Here is a 17,287-nt window from a genome sequence, read left to right as displayed (position 1 = left end):
AAGCCCCAATCGCTTTCGTAGTGGGTCACCAGACGCGCCCCACTCTGGGTGCGTGGTCACCTTCGATGCAGTCGCAGATCCCGACGACGAGCGATGCGAAGCGAGCGCCCCACCCGCGCGCGCCAGCGCGCATAACCACCAGGTGGTGGGCCCCTCCCGTCGCATCGCAGGCGAAGCCCTGCCGCATCCGAGACCCCAGGTCAAGCACGCTTTTCGCTTGACCTGGGGTCTCGGATGTGGCTGCCTCTGGTGCGATGCGACGGGAGGGGCACACCACCCCAAGGCGACCCACTACGAAACGACACCACGGCTGGGCCCCTCTTTGAGCTGAGCCGGGGTCCGGGGCGGAGCCCCGAGCAGTAAAAGGCGACCACGCACGCAACCGGCAGCCAAGGCGCAACCGCGCACGGAACCGGCAGCCAAGAAAAGTCAGCGCGTCGCACTAGCGACCCACTACGGAAACCGCCGCGTCAACACAAACGCAAGCCCGCAGGGGTCCCCCGCAAGAAGCACCCCTTGCACATACCCAACCACAGGGGTCCGACAATCCCGAACGCTCAGTGAGCCCACACGGTATCCGGCACCAGATCAAGAATGTCGCACCGCAAATCCAGCGCCGGAATCAACTGCCGCGGATCACGGTGCTCGTTCTGCTGATCCCCCACCACATCGATCACGTCACCAACCATCACCAAACCGCGGAACGGCCGCTGCTCATCCACCAGAAACCGCTGCATCCGCGTATGCAACACATCGGCAGCGAACCGCTGATCATCGGCAGACACCTCAAACCGCCGATCAAACTCCGGATCGCCGTACGAGGCGTGGTCCCACCCCAACGCGCGGTTCACCGCATTGGTAGGACCGACGACCTTCTTCACCACGAGCCCAGGCCGGGGCGCAGGCATGTGCACCCGAACATAGGTCCACCAGTTCCCGTCGATAGCCGGATTCACCTGGTAGACCTGGAACTGAGCCGCGATGAACCGCCGCCCGCGATACACCCCGGTAACGATGTTCCGCGCCCCAGCAGCCCGAGGGTTGATCCACAACGGATCCGGAATCCCAACGTACGGCACGCGCGGCAACGATGAGAACCAATCCGCGTAGGCGTCGTTACGTTCCTCGAACTGCCAGCTGCGCCGAGCGCACTCCTCCTGCAGCAGCGCCATGAACTCGGCCTCGGACTGCGAGTAGTCGCGTCGCAGCCACACAACCATCCACACGAGACCAGCACCAACCAGCAGGCAACCACCGATGGCGATAGTCAGGCCAAGAGCAAGACTCACCAGGCGGACCTGTTGTTCTTGAACACGCTGAACTCTCCCTCATCATCGTGCGCAGCACGCCGAGGCGTAGGCGCCGGAACCGACGACGGGCCGGGATCCTGCGCACGCTCGTCGCCGAACATGGTGGCAGAGGAGTTCAGTACTCGATCAAGCAGTTCGGTGTCACCCAAACCTCGGCGGACGACCTCGGCCTGCGCGCGGGCCGCGTCGGCTCGGGCTCGGGCGATGGTGTGCAACGTGGAGGCCGACAGAACGGAAGCAGACAACCCCGCAAAACCGTCGGCGAAGACCACGGACTTGACCGCGCCGTCCGAGGACGCCACGACCGTCACGATGCCGTCGTCGGAGACGGCACGGCCCGTCGTTTCCTTGAGCTCCTCGGACATGCGCTGGAACGACTCGGCGCGGGCGCGGTTGTCCGCGGCCATCGTGTCGATGGACTCGATGCGACGCATCAGGGCGTCGGCGGTCTCGCTCACTGGGCCACCCCCTGCTCCGGCTTGATCGTCTTGAGGAACTTCTGGAAGTCGCCGATGACCTTCTCGAACTGTTCGGGCGTCGCGGTCAGGGCGATGTGCAGCACGGCGCGGCGCGACGCGTCGTCCGCGTTCTGCATGCCGAGGAACACTTGCAGCTGCACCACGTCGCGCGGCTCGCCGTTCACCTTGATGCGCGTGCGCACGGCCTGTGTCAACGCCGGGTTCTCCGGCGAGCCCATGGTGCTCTGCCTGCCGATCTGGACCATGCCGGTGGCCGCTTCGAGTTTCGCGGCGGCGTCCGCGGCGATGTCCTCTAGCGGCACGTCGGCCGAGCGTTCCTCGCCTGTGATGGTGATGTTCGCGGTGAACCCCTGGCTCGTCGCCGGGTGCAGCGCGACGAACGCCGCCTCGGGCACACCGACCTCGTCCGGTGGTGCTGAACGCCAGCCGTCCGGCAGCGAGAACTGGATCGGCACCGGAATCGTGGTAACCATGCTTCTCCTTTAGAAACCCAGGAAGTCGCCGACAGCGGACGCCGCGTTGCCGATGCCCTTGCCCACGCTTTCGGCCGCGTTGGCGACACCTCGCCCGACATCCGCTGCGACCTCGCCGACGTCGTCCGCCACGTCCGAGATGGTGTCGGCGACCGCACCGGGGTCGACGGTGAAGTCGAAACCGACCTTGCCACCGACACCCAGTGCCACGCCAACCGAAGCACCGACGTGGAACTTGCCGTCGTCGCCCATACCGAACTGCCCGCTGGCCTCGGCGCCGACACCCGCCCACGCCTCGCCGTGCACACCGGCGCCGATACCGGCGACCTCGGCGCTCGCCTCACCTTCGACCCGCGCACCGGCGAACGCCTCCGCGCTGCCCTGCGCGCCCAGCCAGCCGACGGTGGCGTCGGCCTTGGCCTCGGCGCCGATCATGGCGTCCGCGCTGCCGGACACGCCCGCGTGGTCGCCGAACTTCAGCTCGCCCTCCGCGTGGCCCTTCGCGAGATACGCCTCGGCACTCGCGGCGGCCGTCATACCCAGCGGCCCGATCGAGGCGCTGGCCTCGGCACCCGCGCCGAGCAGCGAACCCTCCAGCTTGCCGCTGCCGGTCACCCAGCCGCCGTCGAACTCGCCGCCGAGCTCGCCCTTGAGCCACTCGACCTCGGCCTTGCCCTCCCACGACGCCTCAGGCAGTTCGATGCCGAGGCTCTTGAGGGTGTCGCCGATCAGGTCGGTCATCAGGCCGCCGGACTGCTCGCCGCCCCAGCCCTTCTCGTAGCTCTTGCCGCCCTTGCCCTTGTGCCAGCCCTCTTTGCCCTCGGGACGGTCGGTGCCCGCGCCCCACTCGCGTTCGCCGCCCTTCTTCTTGAACCCGCCCTCACCGTCGGGTTCGAAGCCGAGCGCGATCGCCACCTCGCCACCGGCCGCCTGGACGATCTTGCGGGCGTTGTCGAGCACGGCCTGCGCCTCGTTCGCCGCGCCGGCGCCGGGGTCCTGGAACGGCATGATCGGCGTCGCGCCGGCGGCGACCATCGAGTCGTAGTTCGCCTGCGCGGACCGGCTCGCGGCCTCGGCCTGCAGGTACATCTCGATCGCGCGCTGGGCTTCCTTCTGGCCCCACGTCAGGGTGTCGGCGTAGTCCGCGAGCGCCTGGCCGCTCTTGCCCGCGGTCTCGATCGCCGCCTCCCACTTGGGCGGCTCCTGGCGGAAGATGTCGCGGAACGCGTCGCTCGCCTTGCCGGTCCAGCCGAACGGATCGATGTTGCCGAGCCCCTGGCTGATCGGCCCGAGCTTCTGGATGTTCGTGACGAGCCCGCGCAGGTCGTTCGAGATCACCTCGGGTTCGCCGGGGATCAGGTCCTTCGGGTTGGTCGTCGACCCCAGTTCGCCCGCCATCAGAAGATCGGCCCTTCATCTCCGCTGGGGAACCTTTTGTCCAGTGGCGGTGGGGTCCAGTCGGGGTTGAGCCGCCTCGCGACGTCGGGGTTCATGATCCCCGACGCACCGATCCCGAGTCCCTCGCCGACCTGGCCGAAGTCGATGCCCGCCTGGTCGTCGGTGTCCAGGTACTCGCGTGCGGCGTCGACGAGCCCGCCACCGAACTCCTCGGCCTTGCCCACCAGGTCCTTGATGTGCTTCTCCATGTCGCGGATGAACTGCTCCCAGCCCGACATCACGCCGGGGTGCCCGTAGTCCCCGCTCGGCCCGTTCCACCCGCAGTCGGTGGCCTGCCCCACCGTGTCGCCAATGCGCTTGGCCGCCGCCTGCAGCTCATCCGGAACCGCCCCGAATCCGGTCATGAGCGACACCTTCTCGAACATTTGGAGTACGCGCCACTCGACTGTTCGGTCTAGCACCGTATTTTGTACCGTATGGTGTACGGCATGAGCGTTGAAGAGTGGTTCGAGCGGTGGGACGCGCTGGCCGTGGCCGGTGACGTCGAGGCGATGGCCGACATGGCGTTGTTCCCGATCAACGCGGTGTCCGACGGCGGTGCCGTGTCGTGGGACCGGGAGCAGTTCGTGCGGGACATGGGGGCTCAGGTCGGCGGCGAGGTGAAGATGGAGTCGGTGCGCACGCCGCACTTCATCAACGACAACCTGGTGTTCGTGATCACCGAGGGCACGATCAACGGGGTGCCGGTGAAGTACGGGGACCTGCTCGTCCGGGTCGGCGGCGACTGGAAGTTCCAGACGATGGTCCAGGGCGGCTGGAGCTAGTTCCTCAGGAACCGGCGGTCGTGGTCACCGACCGCGGCCGCCGGGCCCGCCGCTCGCAGCACGACGTCCAGCACCCGGTCCGGGTCGGACACGTAACAGCCGCTCGCCCACGCGGCGTTCGCCTCGATGACCGCCCAGTCGCCGCCGATGCGGCCCACGTCCACCACGATCGCGCTCGGCAACGTCGTCGCCGCGAGGACGTCCGCGCCGAACTTCTCGGCGTCCACGGTGTCCGTACCCAGGCTGAGCCGGCCGTCCTCGGCGTATCTGCTGGCCGCGACGACGGATCCGTCCAGCACATGGAGCCGGTACTCGGCGTCGAACCGGACGACCTCGCTCACGAGCACCGGCGTGTCCCGCTCCACGGCATCGGGCCCCGGCAGCCTGCTGCCGTCGGCATAGATCATCGCCTTGATGCTCTTGTCGTTGGGGGACTTCACGAACACCGGATGCCTGATCGCGTACGCCTCCCCGATCGGCGTCAACCGGACGTCGCGGCGGGTGAGCTCTCCAGGAAGCTCGGTCAGCCAGCCCGCCGGTGCTTCGAGCAGCACGATGCCGAGCTTGGGCGCCACCACGTCGGCGAACGACGGGCCCGCGTGCAGGTTCGTCGCCCGCAGGTCGCCGGGCACATCGAACGTCGGCAGCTGGACCGTGGTGAGCCCACGACGGCGCGCCGCGTCGCGGATGGCTTCAGCGGAAGCGGTGAGCCGGGGTGGCAGAACGAGCGTCACGGACGCAACTAAAGCAGCATCAGCTGTTCCTGCGCCACGCGCGGTGAGGGGATTCCGGACGGCAGCGCGCCGTCGGGCCACACGCCGTCCGGATCCCCTGGCACCACGCGCGTCGGCGCCTTGGGTAGCAGATCATGCTTGGCCAGCAACGGTTTCACGCGCGCGGAGAACCACTCGCGATACCGCTTGTCGACATAACTTCCCTTGCCGTACAACGACTTGTAGCCGTCGACCAGGTCGGGATACCACCCGGCGAGCCACTTCATGAACCACTCGCGCGCGCCGGGCCGCAGGTGCAGCGGCAACGGCGTGACACCAGTGGCGCCGGCCCTGGCGATCTCGCCGAACAGGAAGTCCAGCTGCTCCACGGAATCCGTGAGCCCCGGCAGCACCGGCGCGACGAACACACCGCACGGCAATCCAGCCTCGCGAACCTTGCGCACCAGATCCAGGCGGGCGGCCGGGGTGGGCGTGCCGGGTTCGAGGGTCTTGTGCAGGTCGCGTTCCAACAGGGCCAGCGACACCCCGATGCCCACCGGGACGGACTTGGCCGCCTCGGTCAGCAACGGCAGGTCGCGCGACAGCAGCGTGCCCTTGGTGAGGATGGAGAACGGCGTCCCCGAGTCCGCCAACGCCCTGATGATCCCTGGCATCAGGGCGTAGCGGCCCTCGGCCCGCTGGTACGGGTCCGTGTTCGTGCCCATCGCGACGTGTTCGCGCGACCACTTACTGGATCGCAGCTGCTTGGCGAGCACCTCCGGTGCGTTGATCTTGACGATGACCTGGGAGTCGAAGTCGTGACCGGCGTCCATGTCGAGGTACGTGTGGGTGTTGCGGGCGAAGCAGTTGTGCGACACCACACCGTTCGCGATGAAGTCGCCGGTGCCGGTGGTGATGTCGTACAACGTCACCTCCTCGCCCAGGTCCTCAATGGACCGGACGCCCAGCGGTTCCGCCGACTTGATCGCCACGCCGTCGATGTCGCGCTTACGCGTGATCGCCGGGTCGGTGAAGTGGAAGAACCGCATGTTCGCGCGCAGGCCACCGCGCAGCCGGATGACGCGCATTCCCTTGCGGCGCTTCAGATCCTCGATGGCGAAGTCGAAGTCGAAGTGCTTCAACGCGATGCTGATCGCCTCGATGATCGTCGCGCTGCGGCTGGACATGCGCAGGATGCTGCGGGAGCACGTGCCGTTGAAGTCGAACGCGCCCGCGAGGAAACCCTTGAGCCAGTCGTCGTTCGGGGCTATCTGCCACCGTGCGAGCTCTCGCACGTGGTCCAGAAATCCCACCCCCTCTTGCACCCCGAGGTCATCGAGGTACTCCTGCACTCGGTCCATCGCTTCGACGTCGGCCAGCGGGATGCGGAACTCGCGCGCGTCGCCGACCATGCCGCGCAGGTAGCCGCGGCGGTAGTCGTCGGTGATCTCGGGCTGCGGCGCGAACCAGCCGGTGCCCATGAGCTTGTTGCCCGTCGTGAGGTGCGGGCGGCGACCGGAGCCGCACGTGCCGCCGACGACGTGCTTCCAGCCGCGGTCGGTGAGGAACCGGTGGTCACCGCTGCTGACCAGCTGCGTCCCGTCCTCCAGCGTCACACGGAACGCGCGTTTCCGCGTCTCCCAATGCGCCTCGACGGTCGTTCGCACGTACCGGCGGTAGTTGCCGGTCAGCTCGGTGCCGTAGATCTCGTCGCCCTCCCGCAGCTCGGAGATCGGTTTCGTCCGGCCGTCCGCCATCAGCACCGGCGTGTCCCCCGCCAGGCAGTACGTGCAGGCGTGTGAACAGCCGCGGTACGGGTTCACCGACCAGTTGAACGGCAGTCCCTCCCCAGGGACCTTGTTCAACACGGACTTGGCGCGGACCTCGTGGAACACCACGTCCGCGAACTCAGGGGTTCGTACGCTGCGCACCAGTCCCGGTAACCCCGGGAGGGCCAGCTGCGGTTCTGCCTCGACCTTCTGCCCGTCCCATCGCACATGTTCGATTCGAACACATGTTCGAACATGGGTCAAGGTGCACAGGTCACCCGTTGGGGTCCTCTGAGCGGAACGTTTTCGGCCGTTCCGCGTTCGCGCTGCCTCTGATCCCGCCTTCGGCCGGGCTGTCCATCATGCGGTTCGGCCCGGTCGTGCGGTTCGTGCCGTACTCCTACGTCGTGACGGACCCGCCCGACGGCGGCGCCGCGGCTGGTCGCCTGGGCTTGGTCCGGGTACGGCTGCGACTGGAGGGTCCCCCGCTGCGCCCGGTGACGTCGATCATGCTGGAACCGGAGGGGCTCAAGTTCACCGCCGTCGGCGCCCGCTGACCCGGATGGGGGAGGATGGCGCCCGTGGGACACGGACACGGGCACAGTCACGCGGCCGCCGAACCCGCTTCGGCGCGGGTGCGTCGCCTGCTGACGATCCTCCTGCTGCCGATCGTGGCGGCGACGGTCGTCGGCGCGATCCTGCTGTACCCGTGGGGGCACGACCAGAAGAAGGGCGCGGACGTCGGCCTGCACCAGATCCCGGTGCGTGGCGTGGTCACCGCGATCGTGGACGGCGCGTGCGGTGAGAACTGCATCGGGATCACGGTCAAGATGACCGACGGGGACGCGGCCGGGCAGAGCGTGCCCGTACCGTTCCCGAAGAGTCCGGCGGCACCGAAGTTCTCGGTGGGCGACGAGGTCGTGCTGTCGTACTCCGGCAGCCAGCCGCAGCTGGCCGAGTCCTACCAGCTGGTCGACTTCCAACGTGGCTGGCCGCTGCTCGTCCTCGGGGTGCTGTTCGCGTTCGCGGTGATCGCGCTGGGCCGATGGCACGGCCTGAAGGCGCTGGGCGCGCTGGTGCTCAGCTTCCTCGTGCTGACGATCTTCATCCTGCCCGCGATCCTCGCCGGCGAAAGCCCGCTGACCGTGGCGATCGTCGGCGCGGGGCTGATCATGTTCGCGGTCCTCTACCTGACGCACGGCATCTCGGCGCGCACGTCGACCGCGGTGCTGGGAACACTCGTCAGCCTCGCGCTGATCGGGGTGCTCGGGGCGCTGTTCTCGTGGGCGTCGAAGCTGACCGGCCTCGACGAGGACACGGTCAACCTCGTCACCGTGCTCGGCACGCCGCTGGACACCCGCGGGTTGCTGCTCGCGGGCGCGATCATCGGTGCGCTGGGCGTGCTGGACGACGTGACGGTCACGCAGACCAGCGCCGTCTGGGAGCTGCGGCGGGCGAACGCGAAGCTGTCGGCGCGCGAGCTGTTCGCCGCCGGATTCCGGATCGGGCGCGACCACATGTCGTCGGTCGTGAACACGCTCGTCATGGCCTACGCGGGTGCCGCGCTGCCGGTGCTGCTGGCGTTCTCGATCTCCGGACGGTCGCTGACCGAGATCCTCACTGCCCAGCAGGTCGCCCAGGAGATCGTCCGCACGCTGGTGGGCAGCATCGGCCTGGTCGCGGCCATCCCGATCACGACGGCCCTCGCCGCGATCGTGGCCGCTCAGCAGGACGTGCCGGAACCCGCAGAACCCGCAGAGCCCGCAGAACCCTCAGAACCCTCAGAGCCCGAGGTGCCCAAGAAACCCAACCGGATCGAGGGCGACCTGTTCACCGGCTACGACCCGGACAAGGGACCGTGGCGCCGCCCTACCCGGCCAGCAGCACCGCAGCCAGGGCGACGGCGCCGGGCAGAACCTGGACGAACAGGATCTTCCGGCTCGCGGTGAGCGTGCCGTAGATCCCGGCGATGATCACGAACACGAGGAAGAGCACGGTGGCGCCGAAGTCCTGGCGGACCAGCCCGTACACCAGTCCGGCGGCCAGGAAACCGTTGTAGAGGCCCTGGTTCGCCGCGAGCGCCTTGGACTCCTTGGCGAACTCGGGCGTGAGGCCGAACGCCTTCTGCCCGCGCGGGGTGTCCCAGAGGAACATCTCCAGCACGAGGATGTAGACGTGGATAAGCGCCACGAGGGCGACGAGCACGGAAGCCGCGATCTGCACGGTGAGACAATAGCGTCGTGGGCAGGCAGCGGCGCGAGTCGGAGACCGTGAGCGAACCGATCGATTCCGGCGTCGCCGAGCTGGTGCCGGATCTCGGTGGCCGAAACTCGTGGACGTTGCGGGTCAACGGAACCCCACAGTCCCATGTGGACCTGGACGATCCGACGTACCTCGAGTTCGAGTACGTGCGGCGCCTCGGCCACGTGATCGACCTGACCGCGCCGACTTCGGTGTTGCATCTCGGTGGTGGCGCTCTCACCCTCGCCCGCTACATCGCCGCCACGCTGCCCCGCACGACCCAGCAGGTCGCCGAGATCGACGCCGGGCTGATCGCCTTCCTGCGCCGGTCGCTGCCGGTACCAAAGGGCGTGCGGATCAGCACGGGCGACGCGCGGGCGGTGCTCGCCCGCGCGCGGCCGGACTCGTTCGACCTCGTCGTGTCCGACGTCTTCGCCGGCGCCCGCACGCCCGCGCACCTGACGTCGATGGAGTACGTGGGGCTGGCCGATCGCGCCCTGCGGTCCGACGGGATCTATGCGGCCAACATCGGCGACGGCGGCCCGCTGACGTTCGCCCGCGCCCAGTGCGCGACCGTCGCGGCCGTGTTCCCGCACGTGTGCGCGATGGCTGAGCCCGCCGTGTTCCGGGGCCGCCGGTTCGGCAACTTCGTGATCCTCGGCTCGCACACGGCTTTGCCACTGCAGCAGCTGGTCCGGGCGACCGCCGGTGACCCGTTCCAGGGCCGCGTCGAGCACGGCACCGAGCTCATCCGGTTCATCGGCGGTGCGCTGCCCACGACGGACGAGACGGCGACCCACTCCCCCGCCCCGCCGACGGGCACCTGGGGCGTCTAGTGTGCCGTTATGGCCACCTTCACTGCGTTGAGCGCAGTAAAGGTGGCCATAACGGCACACCACTGGCGATTCGTGCTGTGAACGGGCCGTTGACCAACGCGCGTCGTTTTCTGCGGGGCATCGCAAGGGCACGCTGGGCTCGTGAAACGAGGACGATGGCTTGGCCAGACCGAAGTTCTACGAGAACGCAGCCAACTCGGAATCGTGCGCGTCGCCGCACTTGAAGAGTCGGGTGTTCCCAGTTCAACCACCTATCGGCGTTGCCTCGCAGGCGGCCCATGGCGCTGGATGCTGCCTGGCGTAATCATGATGCAGAACGGTCCACCGACACGAGATCAGATGGTTCAGGCAGCCCTCGTATACGCCGGCCCCTTGGCGATGATCACCGGGACCGAGGCATGTCGCCGGTACAACCTTCGCGTTCCACATAGCGATGTCGTACATGTTCTTGTGCCACATGGGCACAAGATCCAGAGCCGTGGTTTCCTCACTGTAGAACGCACTCAAAGGCTCCCGCAGCCCTGGCCACAGGGCACAGTCCCGCTCGCTCCCAAGGCACGTGCAGTTGTCGACGCATGCCGACGGATGAGGATCGCAGACCAAATCACCCAGCTGTTGATCGACGCGATCCAGATAGGGGGATGTAGTCCCGAACAACTGAGCCATGAGATAGAAGCGGGTAGTCCTCGAGGGACCGCCATGCCGAGGAGAATCCTGTCGGAAATCACGGAGCTCAGGTCCGTCGCCGAGAAGGATGCCGCTGAGCTGGCGAAGCGTTCGAAGCTGCCCATGGCAATGTGGAACAAGCCTATCTACGACCCGAACGACCAATATCTGGGCAGGCCAGACGCCTGGTGGGACGATGTCGCACTGGCTTGGGAGATTGATTCGAAGGCGTTCCACTACCGCTCAGACGACTACGCCAGGACCGTTGCCCGCAACACGAGATACGTCGCCGCAGGAATCGTGTTACTACAGACCTTGCCCGCAAGACTGCGAACGGAGCCCGACAAGGTCATGGATGAGCTGCGAGCCGCATACGTCGCAGCCGCTGCCCGCCCACGTCCACCAGGCGTGACGTGCCGTTAAGGCCACATTGGCTGCGCTGAACGCAGTGAAGGTGGCCTTAACGGCACCTAGTCCAACGAGCTGACGAACTTCGACACCGCGTCCGGCGTCAGCTTCTGCGCCATCCGTCCCGTGGGCGCCAGCGACCCCAGCCGGTACAACGGCCGTTCCGCCGCCGCCAGCCCACGGGCCTCGGCCCGCAGCTGGGCCACCAGCAGCTCGGAGAACACCAGCCCCGGCGTGTCACCACGCGAAGCGAGCGCGTCCGCGAGCTTGCGCAGCGGATAGATGCCCTGCTCACGGCCACCGGTGCCGGCGTAGATGGCGAGAGCGACGTTGATCGCCTTGCCGCCACCGCGCACGAACAGGCCGACGGTCCGGCTGCCGCGCATGTCGGTCACCAGCAGGTCGAGCTGCGTGGCCGTGCGCAGGTCCACCAGGCGCGTGCCGAACGCCCGCACGTACACGGTCGTGCCCTGCAGCCAGACGTGGCGCCGGGCCTCGGACGTCGCGAGCAGCAGTAAGGGCAACGCCACGACGCCGGCCGCGATCAGGCCCGCGACGCGGCCGCCGACCAGGCCGACCACGGCGCCGAACGCCGCGGCGACCATGGCGGCGCCGATCGCGACCATGCGGGCGCGTTTGCGCACCGTGGAGGGGTCGAGCAGGTCCAGAGGCAGCTTCTCTGCGGACGGCTCAGAGCTCACAGCGCGTCCTGGACGGCCGTCACGACGTCGGCCAGCGGCACGGAACGCTGCTCGCCCGTGGCGAGCTCCTTGAGCCCGATCGTGCCCTCCGCGAGGTCACGCTCACCGAGCACCAGCGCGAACCGCGCACCAGACTTGTCGGCCGCCTTCATGGCGCCCTTCAGGCCGCGGCCGCCGTACGCGAGGTCCACCCGCACGCCCGCCGCGCGCAGCGCCCCCGCGATCGAGACCAGCCGGGCCTTCGCCGCGTCACCGAGCGGCACGCAGAACACGTCGCAGCGCGCGACATCACCGGGCGTCAGGCCCTCCGCCTGGCAGGCGAGCAGCGTGCGGTCCACGCCGAGCCCGAAGCCGACGCCGGACAGCGACTGGCCGCCCAGCTCCTCCATCAGACCGTCGTAGCGGCCTCCGCCGCCGATGCCGGACTGCGAGCCGAGACCGTCGTGCACGAACTCGAAGGTCGTCTTCGTGTAGTAGTCCAGGCCGCGGACCATGCGCGGGTTCTCGGTGAACTTCACACCGAGCTCGGTCAGATAGCCCTTCACGGCCTCGTAGTGCGCACGGCACTCGTCGCACAGGTGATCCACCATCAGCGGCGCCTCGGCGACCAGCTCGCGTACCTCGGCGCGCTTGTCGTCGAGCACGCGCAACGGGTTCACCTCGGCGCGGCGGCGGGTGTCCTCGTCGAGCGGCAGCTTGAACAGGAACTCCTGCAGAAGCGACCGATAGGCCGGACGGCACTGGGAGTCACCGAGCGACGTCAGCTCCAGCCGGAACCCGGCGAGTCCCAGAGCGCGGAACCCGGCGTCCGCGATCGCGATCACCTCGGCGTCCAGCGCCGGGTCGTCCACGCCGATCGCCTCGACACCCAGCTGCTGCAGCTGCCGGTAGCGGCCGGCCTGCGGGCGCTCGTAGCGGAAGAACGGACCCGCGTAGAAGAGCTTCACGGGCAGCTGGCCGCGGTCGAGGCCGTGTTCGATCACCGACCGCATGACGCCCGCGGTGCCCTCGGGGCGCAGCGTGACGGACCGCTCGCCACGGTCTTCGAAGGTGTACATCTCCTTCGTGACCACGTCGGTCGACTCACCGACGCCCCGCTTGAACAGCGAGGTGTCTTCGAAGATCGGCAGCTCGATGTAGCCGTACCCGGCGCGCTTCGCGGACTCGGCCAGCGTGTCACGGACGGCGAGGAAGGACGCGGAGGTCGGCGGGAAGTACTCGGGAATGCCCTTGGGCGCGGAAAACACGGTTTCTACAGTCCTCGGTGAGGGGCGGCCGGAGCGTCACCGAGCTGAACCAGGAACGGGTTCGTGGCGCGCTCACGGCCAATGGTCGTCGTCGGTCCGTGGCCGGGCAGGACCACCGTGTCGTCGGGCAGCGGCAGCACTTTGTCGCGCAACGACGTGAGCATCTTGCGGTGGTCACCACCGGGCAGGTCGGTACGTCCGATGGATCCGGCGAACAGCACGTCGCCCGTGATGCACAGGCGGCCGCCCTCCTCGGTGCCGGAGCGGAACATCACCGACCCGCCGGTATGGCCCGGCGCGTGGTCGACGGTGATGCCAAGGCCCGCGATGTCGAGATCCACACCGTCGTCCAGCGACCGCACCTCGCGCGGTTCGCGCATCTCGATGCCGCCGAAGAACGCCCGCGACTCGTTGCTCAGGCCCAGCAGCGGGTCGTTGAGCATGGCGCGGTCGTCCGGGTGGATCCACGCGGGGATGTCGTTGCCGTCACAGACGGGCGTGACCGAGAAGGTGTGATCGAAGTGACCGTGCGTGAGCAGCACGGCGACCGGGGACAGCCGGTGCTTGCGGATGGCCTCGCGAATCGGCTCCTCGGCGTCCTGACCGGGGTCGACGATGACGCAGGGCTCGCCCTCACCGGCGGCCAGCAGGTAGCAGTTCGCCTGCAGAGCTCCGGCCGGGAACCCGATCACGAGCACCAGAAACACCTCCCTGTTCGCCCCAAGCCTAGCCACCACACAAAGCTCATATGCGCAGGCCCTAGACTTCGCAGCCGACCACCCGTGTGTACGCATCATCCCTGGGGAGGGAGCACGTGCCGAACAACGAGCAGCGCCGCGCGGCCGCCAAGCGCAAGCTGGAGCGCCAACTCGTCCGCCGACAGGAGCGGGCGAAGAAGCGGCGTACCGTCGCGATCATCGCCACCGGTCTGGCCGTGGTGCTCATCGCCGGCGGCGTGTACTTCCTCGCCACGCACGACTTCAGCAGCGGCGACGCGGCGGCCTCCGAGACGACGCCCCCGGCGCCCATCACCATCCCGACGGAGATCAAGCCGCTGGCCAAGCGGCCGACCCCGCTCGCGGAGAAGGTGAGCTGCGAGTACCGCAAGGAAGAGAACCCGGCGAAGCAGGTCAACCTGCCCGGCACCGCGGACGTGCCCGCCACCGGCACCGTCAACGCCACGCTGAAGCTGGGCCAGGGCGAGGTGCCGATCACGCTGGACCGCGCGCTCGCACCGTGTGCCGTGAACAGCTTCGAGTCGCTCATCAAGCAGGGCTACTTCGACGGCTCGCCGTGCCACCGCCTGTCCACCAAGGGCCTGCAGATGCTGCAGTGCGGTGACCCGACGGGCACCGGCCAGGGCGGCCCCGGCTACAAGTTCGACAACGAGGTGTGGCCGGAGCTGACCTACGGCCGCGGCTACCTCGCGATGGCGAACGCGGGCCCGGACAAGGCGGACCCGAAGAAGGGCACGAACGGCAGCCAGTTCTTCATCGTCTACGGCGAGGCGGGCCTCTCCCCCGACTACACCGTGTTCGGCAGCGTCGGCGAGCCCGGCCTGAAGGTCATCGACGACATCGCGCGGGCCGGCGACGACGGCTCGTTCGACCCGTCGCCCGGTGGCGGCAAGCCGAACAAGGAAGTCAAGATCGAGAAGGCTTCGATCGTTCAGTAAGGCATGCAAAAGGGCCCGGCGCTTCGGAAAGCGCCGGGCCCTTTTGTCTTCCCCGTGACAAGAAGCTTGCCACGGGGTACTGACGTTTCGCTGTCGCCGATCAGGAAGCCGATGTAACCCGATAGACGTCGTAAACACCTTCGACGCTGCGCACGGCCTTCAGCACGTGCCCGAGATGCTTCGGGTCGCCCATTTCGAACGAGAACCGCGACACCGCCACCCGGTCCCGGGAAGTCGTCACGGACGCGGACAGAATGTTGACCCGCTCGTCCGCCAGCACCTTCGTGACATCGCTGAGCAGCCGGTGCCGATCGAGCGCCTCGACCTGGATCGCGACGAGGAACACCGACGAGGCCGACGGCGCCCATTCGACGTCCAGCAGCCGCTCGGGCGAGGCCATCAGGTCATCGGCGTTCGTGCAGTCCGTGCGGTGCACGCTGACGCCGCCACCACGCGTGACGAAGCCGAGGATGTCGTCACCGGGCACGGGCGTGCAGCAGCGGGCCAGCTTGACCCACACGTCGCCCGCGTCCTTGACGATCACACCCGCGTCGCCCGTGGCCCGCCGGCGCGTGACCGTGGACGGCGTGGCCCGGTCGGCCAGCTCCTCCTCGGCGTGCTCGACGCCGCCGAGCTGCGCGACGAGCCGCTGCACGACGTGCCGGGCGGAGGTGTGTCCCTCGCCGACCGCCGCGTACAGCGCGCTCATGTCCGGGTAGTGAAGTTCCTTGGCCAGTGCGGCCATCGAGTCGGCGGAGACGAGGCGTTGGAGGGGCAGGCCAACTCGCCTTACCTCCTTCGTGATCGCCTCCTTGCCCTGCTCGATCGCCTCTTCCTTGCGTTCCTTGGCGAACCACTGCTTGATCTTCGCCTTGGCCCGCGGCGAGGCCACGAACGACAGCCAGTCGCGGGACGGGCCCGCGCCCTCGGCCTTCGAGGTGAAGATCTCGACGACCTCGCCGTTCTCCAGCTTGCGTTCCAACGCCACGAGGCGGCCGTTGACCCGCGCGCCGATGCAACGGTGCCCGACCTCGGTGTGCACGGCGTAGGCGAAGTCGACCGGCGTTGAGCCCGTGGGCAGCGTCTGCACGTCGCCCTTCGGCGTGAACACGAAGATCTCGCGCGCGGCGAGGTCCCAGCGCAGCGACTCGAGGAACTCGCCGGGGTCGGCGGCCTCGCGCTGCCAGTCGAGGAGCTGCCGCATCCAGGCCATCTCGTCGATCTCGACGGACTTGCCGTTGTGCGTGCCCTTCGTCTCCTTGTACCGCCAGTGCGCGGCGATGCCGTACTCGGCGCGCTGGTGCATCTCGTGCGTGCGGATCTGCACCTCGAGCGGCTTGCCGTCCGGGCCGATCACGGTGGTGTGCAACGACTGGTACACGCCGAACCGGGGCTGCGCGATGTAGTCCTTGAAGCGGCCGGGCATCGGCTGCCACAACGCGTGCACGACGCCCATGGCGGCGTAGCAGTCGCGGACCTCGTCGACCAGAATGCGCACGCCCACCAGGTCGTGGATGTCGTCGAAGTCGCGGCCCCGGACGATCATCTTCTGGTTGATCGAGTAGTAGTGCTTCGGCCGGCCCTGGACATCGCCGCCGATCCGCGCGGCCTCGAGCTGCGTCGACAGCTCGGTGATCACGGTCCCCAGGTAGGTGTCGCGGCTGGGCGCGCGGTTCGCCACGAGCCGGACGATCTCGTCGTACTTCTTCGGCTGCAGGATCGCGAACGCGAGGTCCTCCAGCTCCCACTTGACCGTCGCCATGCCCAGGCGGTGGGCGAGGGGCGCCAGGACCTCGAGCGTCTCGCGGGCCTTGCGGGCCTGCTTCTCCGGCGGCAGGAAGCGCATGGTGCGCATGTTGTGCAACCGGTCGGCGAGCTTGATGACCAGCACGCGCGGGTCCTTCGCCATGGCGATGACCATCTTGCGGATGGTCTCCGCCTCGGCCGCCGCGCCGAGCTTCACCTTGTCCAGCTTGGTGACGCCGTCGACGAGCCGCGCGACCTCGTCGCCGAAGTCCTCGCGCAGCTGGTTGAGCGAGTAGTCGGTGTCCTCGACCGTGTCGTGCAGCAGTGCGGCCACCAGCGTCGTGGTGTCCATGCCCAGCTCGGCCAGGATGGTCGCCACGGCCAGCGGGTGCGTGATGTACGGGTCACCGGACTTGCGTCGTTGCGGCCGGTGCTTCTCCTCAGCGACGTCGTACGCGTGCTGCAGAAGGGCTAGGTCGGCTTTCGGGTGGAGGTCGCGGTGTACGGCGGCGAGCGGCTCGAGAACCTGCTTCACGGGCGCCGCACGCTGTGCGGTGATCCGGCGCGCGAGCCTGGCGCGCACACGCCGGGTAGCGGACGGTTGCGCTGCCCTGCTCGGGTCAACCGTCGTAGCGGGTTCTGTGTCCTGACTCAACCCACGCTCCTCGGGTCTACGGATACCGAGGATAACCCGCTTGTACCCGCGAAACTTCCTCCGGGGCGATGAGCGGCGTGGCTCACACGGCGAACGCCTGGCCGTGTTCCGCTGGGCCGATCAGCGCAGGGGGTCACGAATGCCGC

17 protein-coding genes are annotated in these 17,287 nt (G+C 68.3%); 5 read left to right on the top strand and 12 right to left on the bottom strand.

Annotated elements, in window-relative coordinates; all coding sequences use genetic code 11:
• Positions 1 to 557: 557 nt before the first annotated feature.
• The 5 genes from QSK35_RS34475 to QSK35_RS34455 are packed head-to-tail and all read right to left on the bottom strand — an operon-like array spanning position 558 to position 4,064.
• A complete protein-coding gene (locus QSK35_RS34475; RefSeq protein WP_285751868.1) occupies positions 558 to 1,289 on the bottom strand; it encodes a hypothetical protein in 732 nt (243 codons plus the stop codon).
• Positions 1,286 to 1,768 carry a YbaB/EbfC family nucleoid-associated protein gene (locus QSK35_RS34470; RefSeq protein WP_285751867.1) on the bottom strand — a complete coding sequence of 161 codons (483 nt, stop codon included), beginning with the start codon at positions 1,766 to 1,768 and terminating at the stop codon, positions 1,286 to 1,288. Before QSK35_RS34470 ends, QSK35_RS34475 begins: the two co-directional genes overlap by 4 nt.
• A complete protein-coding gene (locus QSK35_RS34465) occupies positions 1,765 to 2,262 on the bottom strand; it encodes a hypothetical protein (RefSeq protein WP_285751866.1) in 498 nt (165 codons plus the stop codon). Before QSK35_RS34465 ends, QSK35_RS34470 begins: the two co-directional genes overlap by 4 nt.
• Positions 2,263 to 2,271: 9 nt before the next feature.
• Positions 2,272 to 3,660, bottom strand: a complete 1,389-nt coding sequence (locus tag QSK35_RS34460) for a putative T7SS-secreted protein (RefSeq protein WP_285751865.1) — start codon at positions 3,658 to 3,660, stop codon at positions 2,272 to 2,274.
• Positions 3,660 to 4,064, bottom strand: a complete 405-nt coding sequence (locus tag QSK35_RS34455; RefSeq protein ID WP_285751864.1) for a WXG100 family type VII secretion target — start codon at positions 4,062 to 4,064, stop codon at positions 3,660 to 3,662. Before QSK35_RS34455 ends, QSK35_RS34460 begins: the two co-directional genes overlap by 1 nt.
• An 84-nt stretch (positions 4,065 to 4,148) precedes the next feature.
• On the opposite strand from QSK35_RS34455, the gene QSK35_RS34450 reads away from it, so the two are divergent.
• Positions 4,149 to 4,484, top strand: a complete 336-nt coding sequence (locus QSK35_RS34450) for a nuclear transport factor 2 family protein (RefSeq protein WP_285751863.1) — start codon at positions 4,149 to 4,151, stop codon at positions 4,482 to 4,484.
• On the opposite strand, the gene QSK35_RS34445 is transcribed toward QSK35_RS34450, so the two are convergent.
• Both QSK35_RS34445 and QSK35_RS34440 read right to left on the bottom strand, forming a co-directional pair.
• Positions 4,481 to 5,218 carry an ATP-grasp domain-containing protein gene (locus QSK35_RS34445; RefSeq protein ID WP_285751862.1) on the bottom strand — a complete coding sequence of 246 codons (738 nt, stop codon included), beginning with the start codon at positions 5,216 to 5,218 and terminating at the stop codon, positions 4,481 to 4,483. The two genes, QSK35_RS34450 and QSK35_RS34445, sit on opposite strands and share 4 nt — an antisense overlap.
• Before the next feature lie 8 nt (positions 5,219 to 5,226).
• The gene (locus tag QSK35_RS34440; RefSeq protein WP_285751861.1) at positions 5,227 to 7,194 is read right to left on the bottom strand and encodes an intein-containing Rv2578c family radical SAM protein; all 1,968 of its coding nucleotides are present in this window, start codon (positions 7,192 to 7,194) and stop codon (positions 5,227 to 5,229) included.
• 53 nt (positions 7,195 to 7,247) lie between these two features.
• On the opposite strand from QSK35_RS34440, the gene QSK35_RS34435 reads away from it, so the two are divergent.
• Positions 7,248 to 7,523 (top strand): hypothetical protein, encoded by a 276-nt coding sequence (locus QSK35_RS34435; RefSeq protein WP_285751860.1) that lies wholly within the window; start codon positions 7,248 to 7,250, stop codon positions 7,521 to 7,523.
• 15 nt (positions 7,524 to 7,538) lie between these two features.
• Positions 7,539 to 8,915: a YibE/F family protein gene (locus tag QSK35_RS34430; RefSeq protein ID WP_285751859.1), complete on the top strand. Its 1,377-nt coding sequence runs from the start codon at positions 7,539 to 7,541 to the stop codon at positions 8,913 to 8,915.
• Here QSK35_RS34430 and QSK35_RS34425 read toward each other — a convergent pair.
• A complete protein-coding gene (locus QSK35_RS34425) occupies positions 8,836 to 9,189 on the bottom strand; it encodes a DUF1304 domain-containing protein (RefSeq protein ID WP_285751858.1) in 354 nt (117 codons plus the stop codon). The two genes, QSK35_RS34430 and QSK35_RS34425, sit on opposite strands and share 80 nt — an antisense overlap.
• Before the next feature lie 17 nt (positions 9,190 to 9,206).
• On the opposite strand from QSK35_RS34425, the gene QSK35_RS34420 reads away from it, so the two are divergent.
• A complete protein-coding gene (locus QSK35_RS34420) occupies positions 9,207 to 10,043 on the top strand; it encodes a spermidine synthase (RefSeq protein WP_285751857.1) in 837 nt (278 codons plus the stop codon).
• A gap of 1,136 nt (positions 10,044 to 11,179) precedes the next feature.
• Here QSK35_RS34420 and QSK35_RS34415 read toward each other — a convergent pair.
• Genes QSK35_RS34415 through QSK35_RS34405 form a run of 3 tightly spaced genes read right to left on the bottom strand, consistent with a single transcriptional unit; the run spans position 11,180 to position 13,763 of the window.
• On the bottom strand, positions 11,180 to 11,818 hold the full coding sequence (locus tag QSK35_RS34415; RefSeq protein ID WP_285751856.1) for a hypothetical protein: 639 nt from the start codon (positions 11,816 to 11,818) through the stop codon (positions 11,180 to 11,182).
• Positions 11,815 to 13,065 (bottom strand): histidine--tRNA ligase, encoded by a 1,251-nt coding sequence (hisS, locus tag QSK35_RS34410; protein WP_285751855.1) that lies wholly within the window; start codon positions 13,063 to 13,065, stop codon positions 11,815 to 11,817. The genes QSK35_RS34415 and hisS overlap by 4 nt, the downstream gene beginning before the upstream one ends.
• Before the next feature lie 5 nt (positions 13,066 to 13,070).
• On the bottom strand, positions 13,071 to 13,763 hold the full coding sequence (locus QSK35_RS34405) for an MBL fold metallo-hydrolase (RefSeq protein ID WP_285751854.1): 693 nt from the start codon (positions 13,761 to 13,763) through the stop codon (positions 13,071 to 13,073).
• Positions 13,764 to 13,879: 116 nt separating this feature from the next.
• Between QSK35_RS34405 and QSK35_RS34400 the strand changes: the two genes are divergently transcribed.
• On the top strand, positions 13,880 to 14,740 hold the full coding sequence (locus QSK35_RS34400) for a peptidylprolyl isomerase (RefSeq protein WP_285751853.1): 861 nt from the start codon (positions 13,880 to 13,882) through the stop codon (positions 14,738 to 14,740).
• A 100-nt stretch (positions 14,741 to 14,840) separates the two neighbouring features.
• Here QSK35_RS34400 and QSK35_RS34395 read toward each other — a convergent pair whose 3' ends face one another.
• Positions 14,841 to 17,141, bottom strand: coding sequence for a RelA/SpoT family protein (locus QSK35_RS34395; protein ID WP_285751852.1), 2,301 nt, complete (start codon positions 17,139 to 17,141; stop codon positions 14,841 to 14,843).
• Positions 17,142 to 17,287 lie beyond the last annotated feature (146 nt).

It is taken from the genome of Lentzea sp. NBRC 105346 (assembly GCF_030269605.1).
GTDB lineage: Bacteria > Actinomycetota > Actinomycetes > Mycobacteriales > Pseudonocardiaceae > Lentzea.
This window is presented reverse-complemented; position numbering and strand designations above follow the sequence as displayed.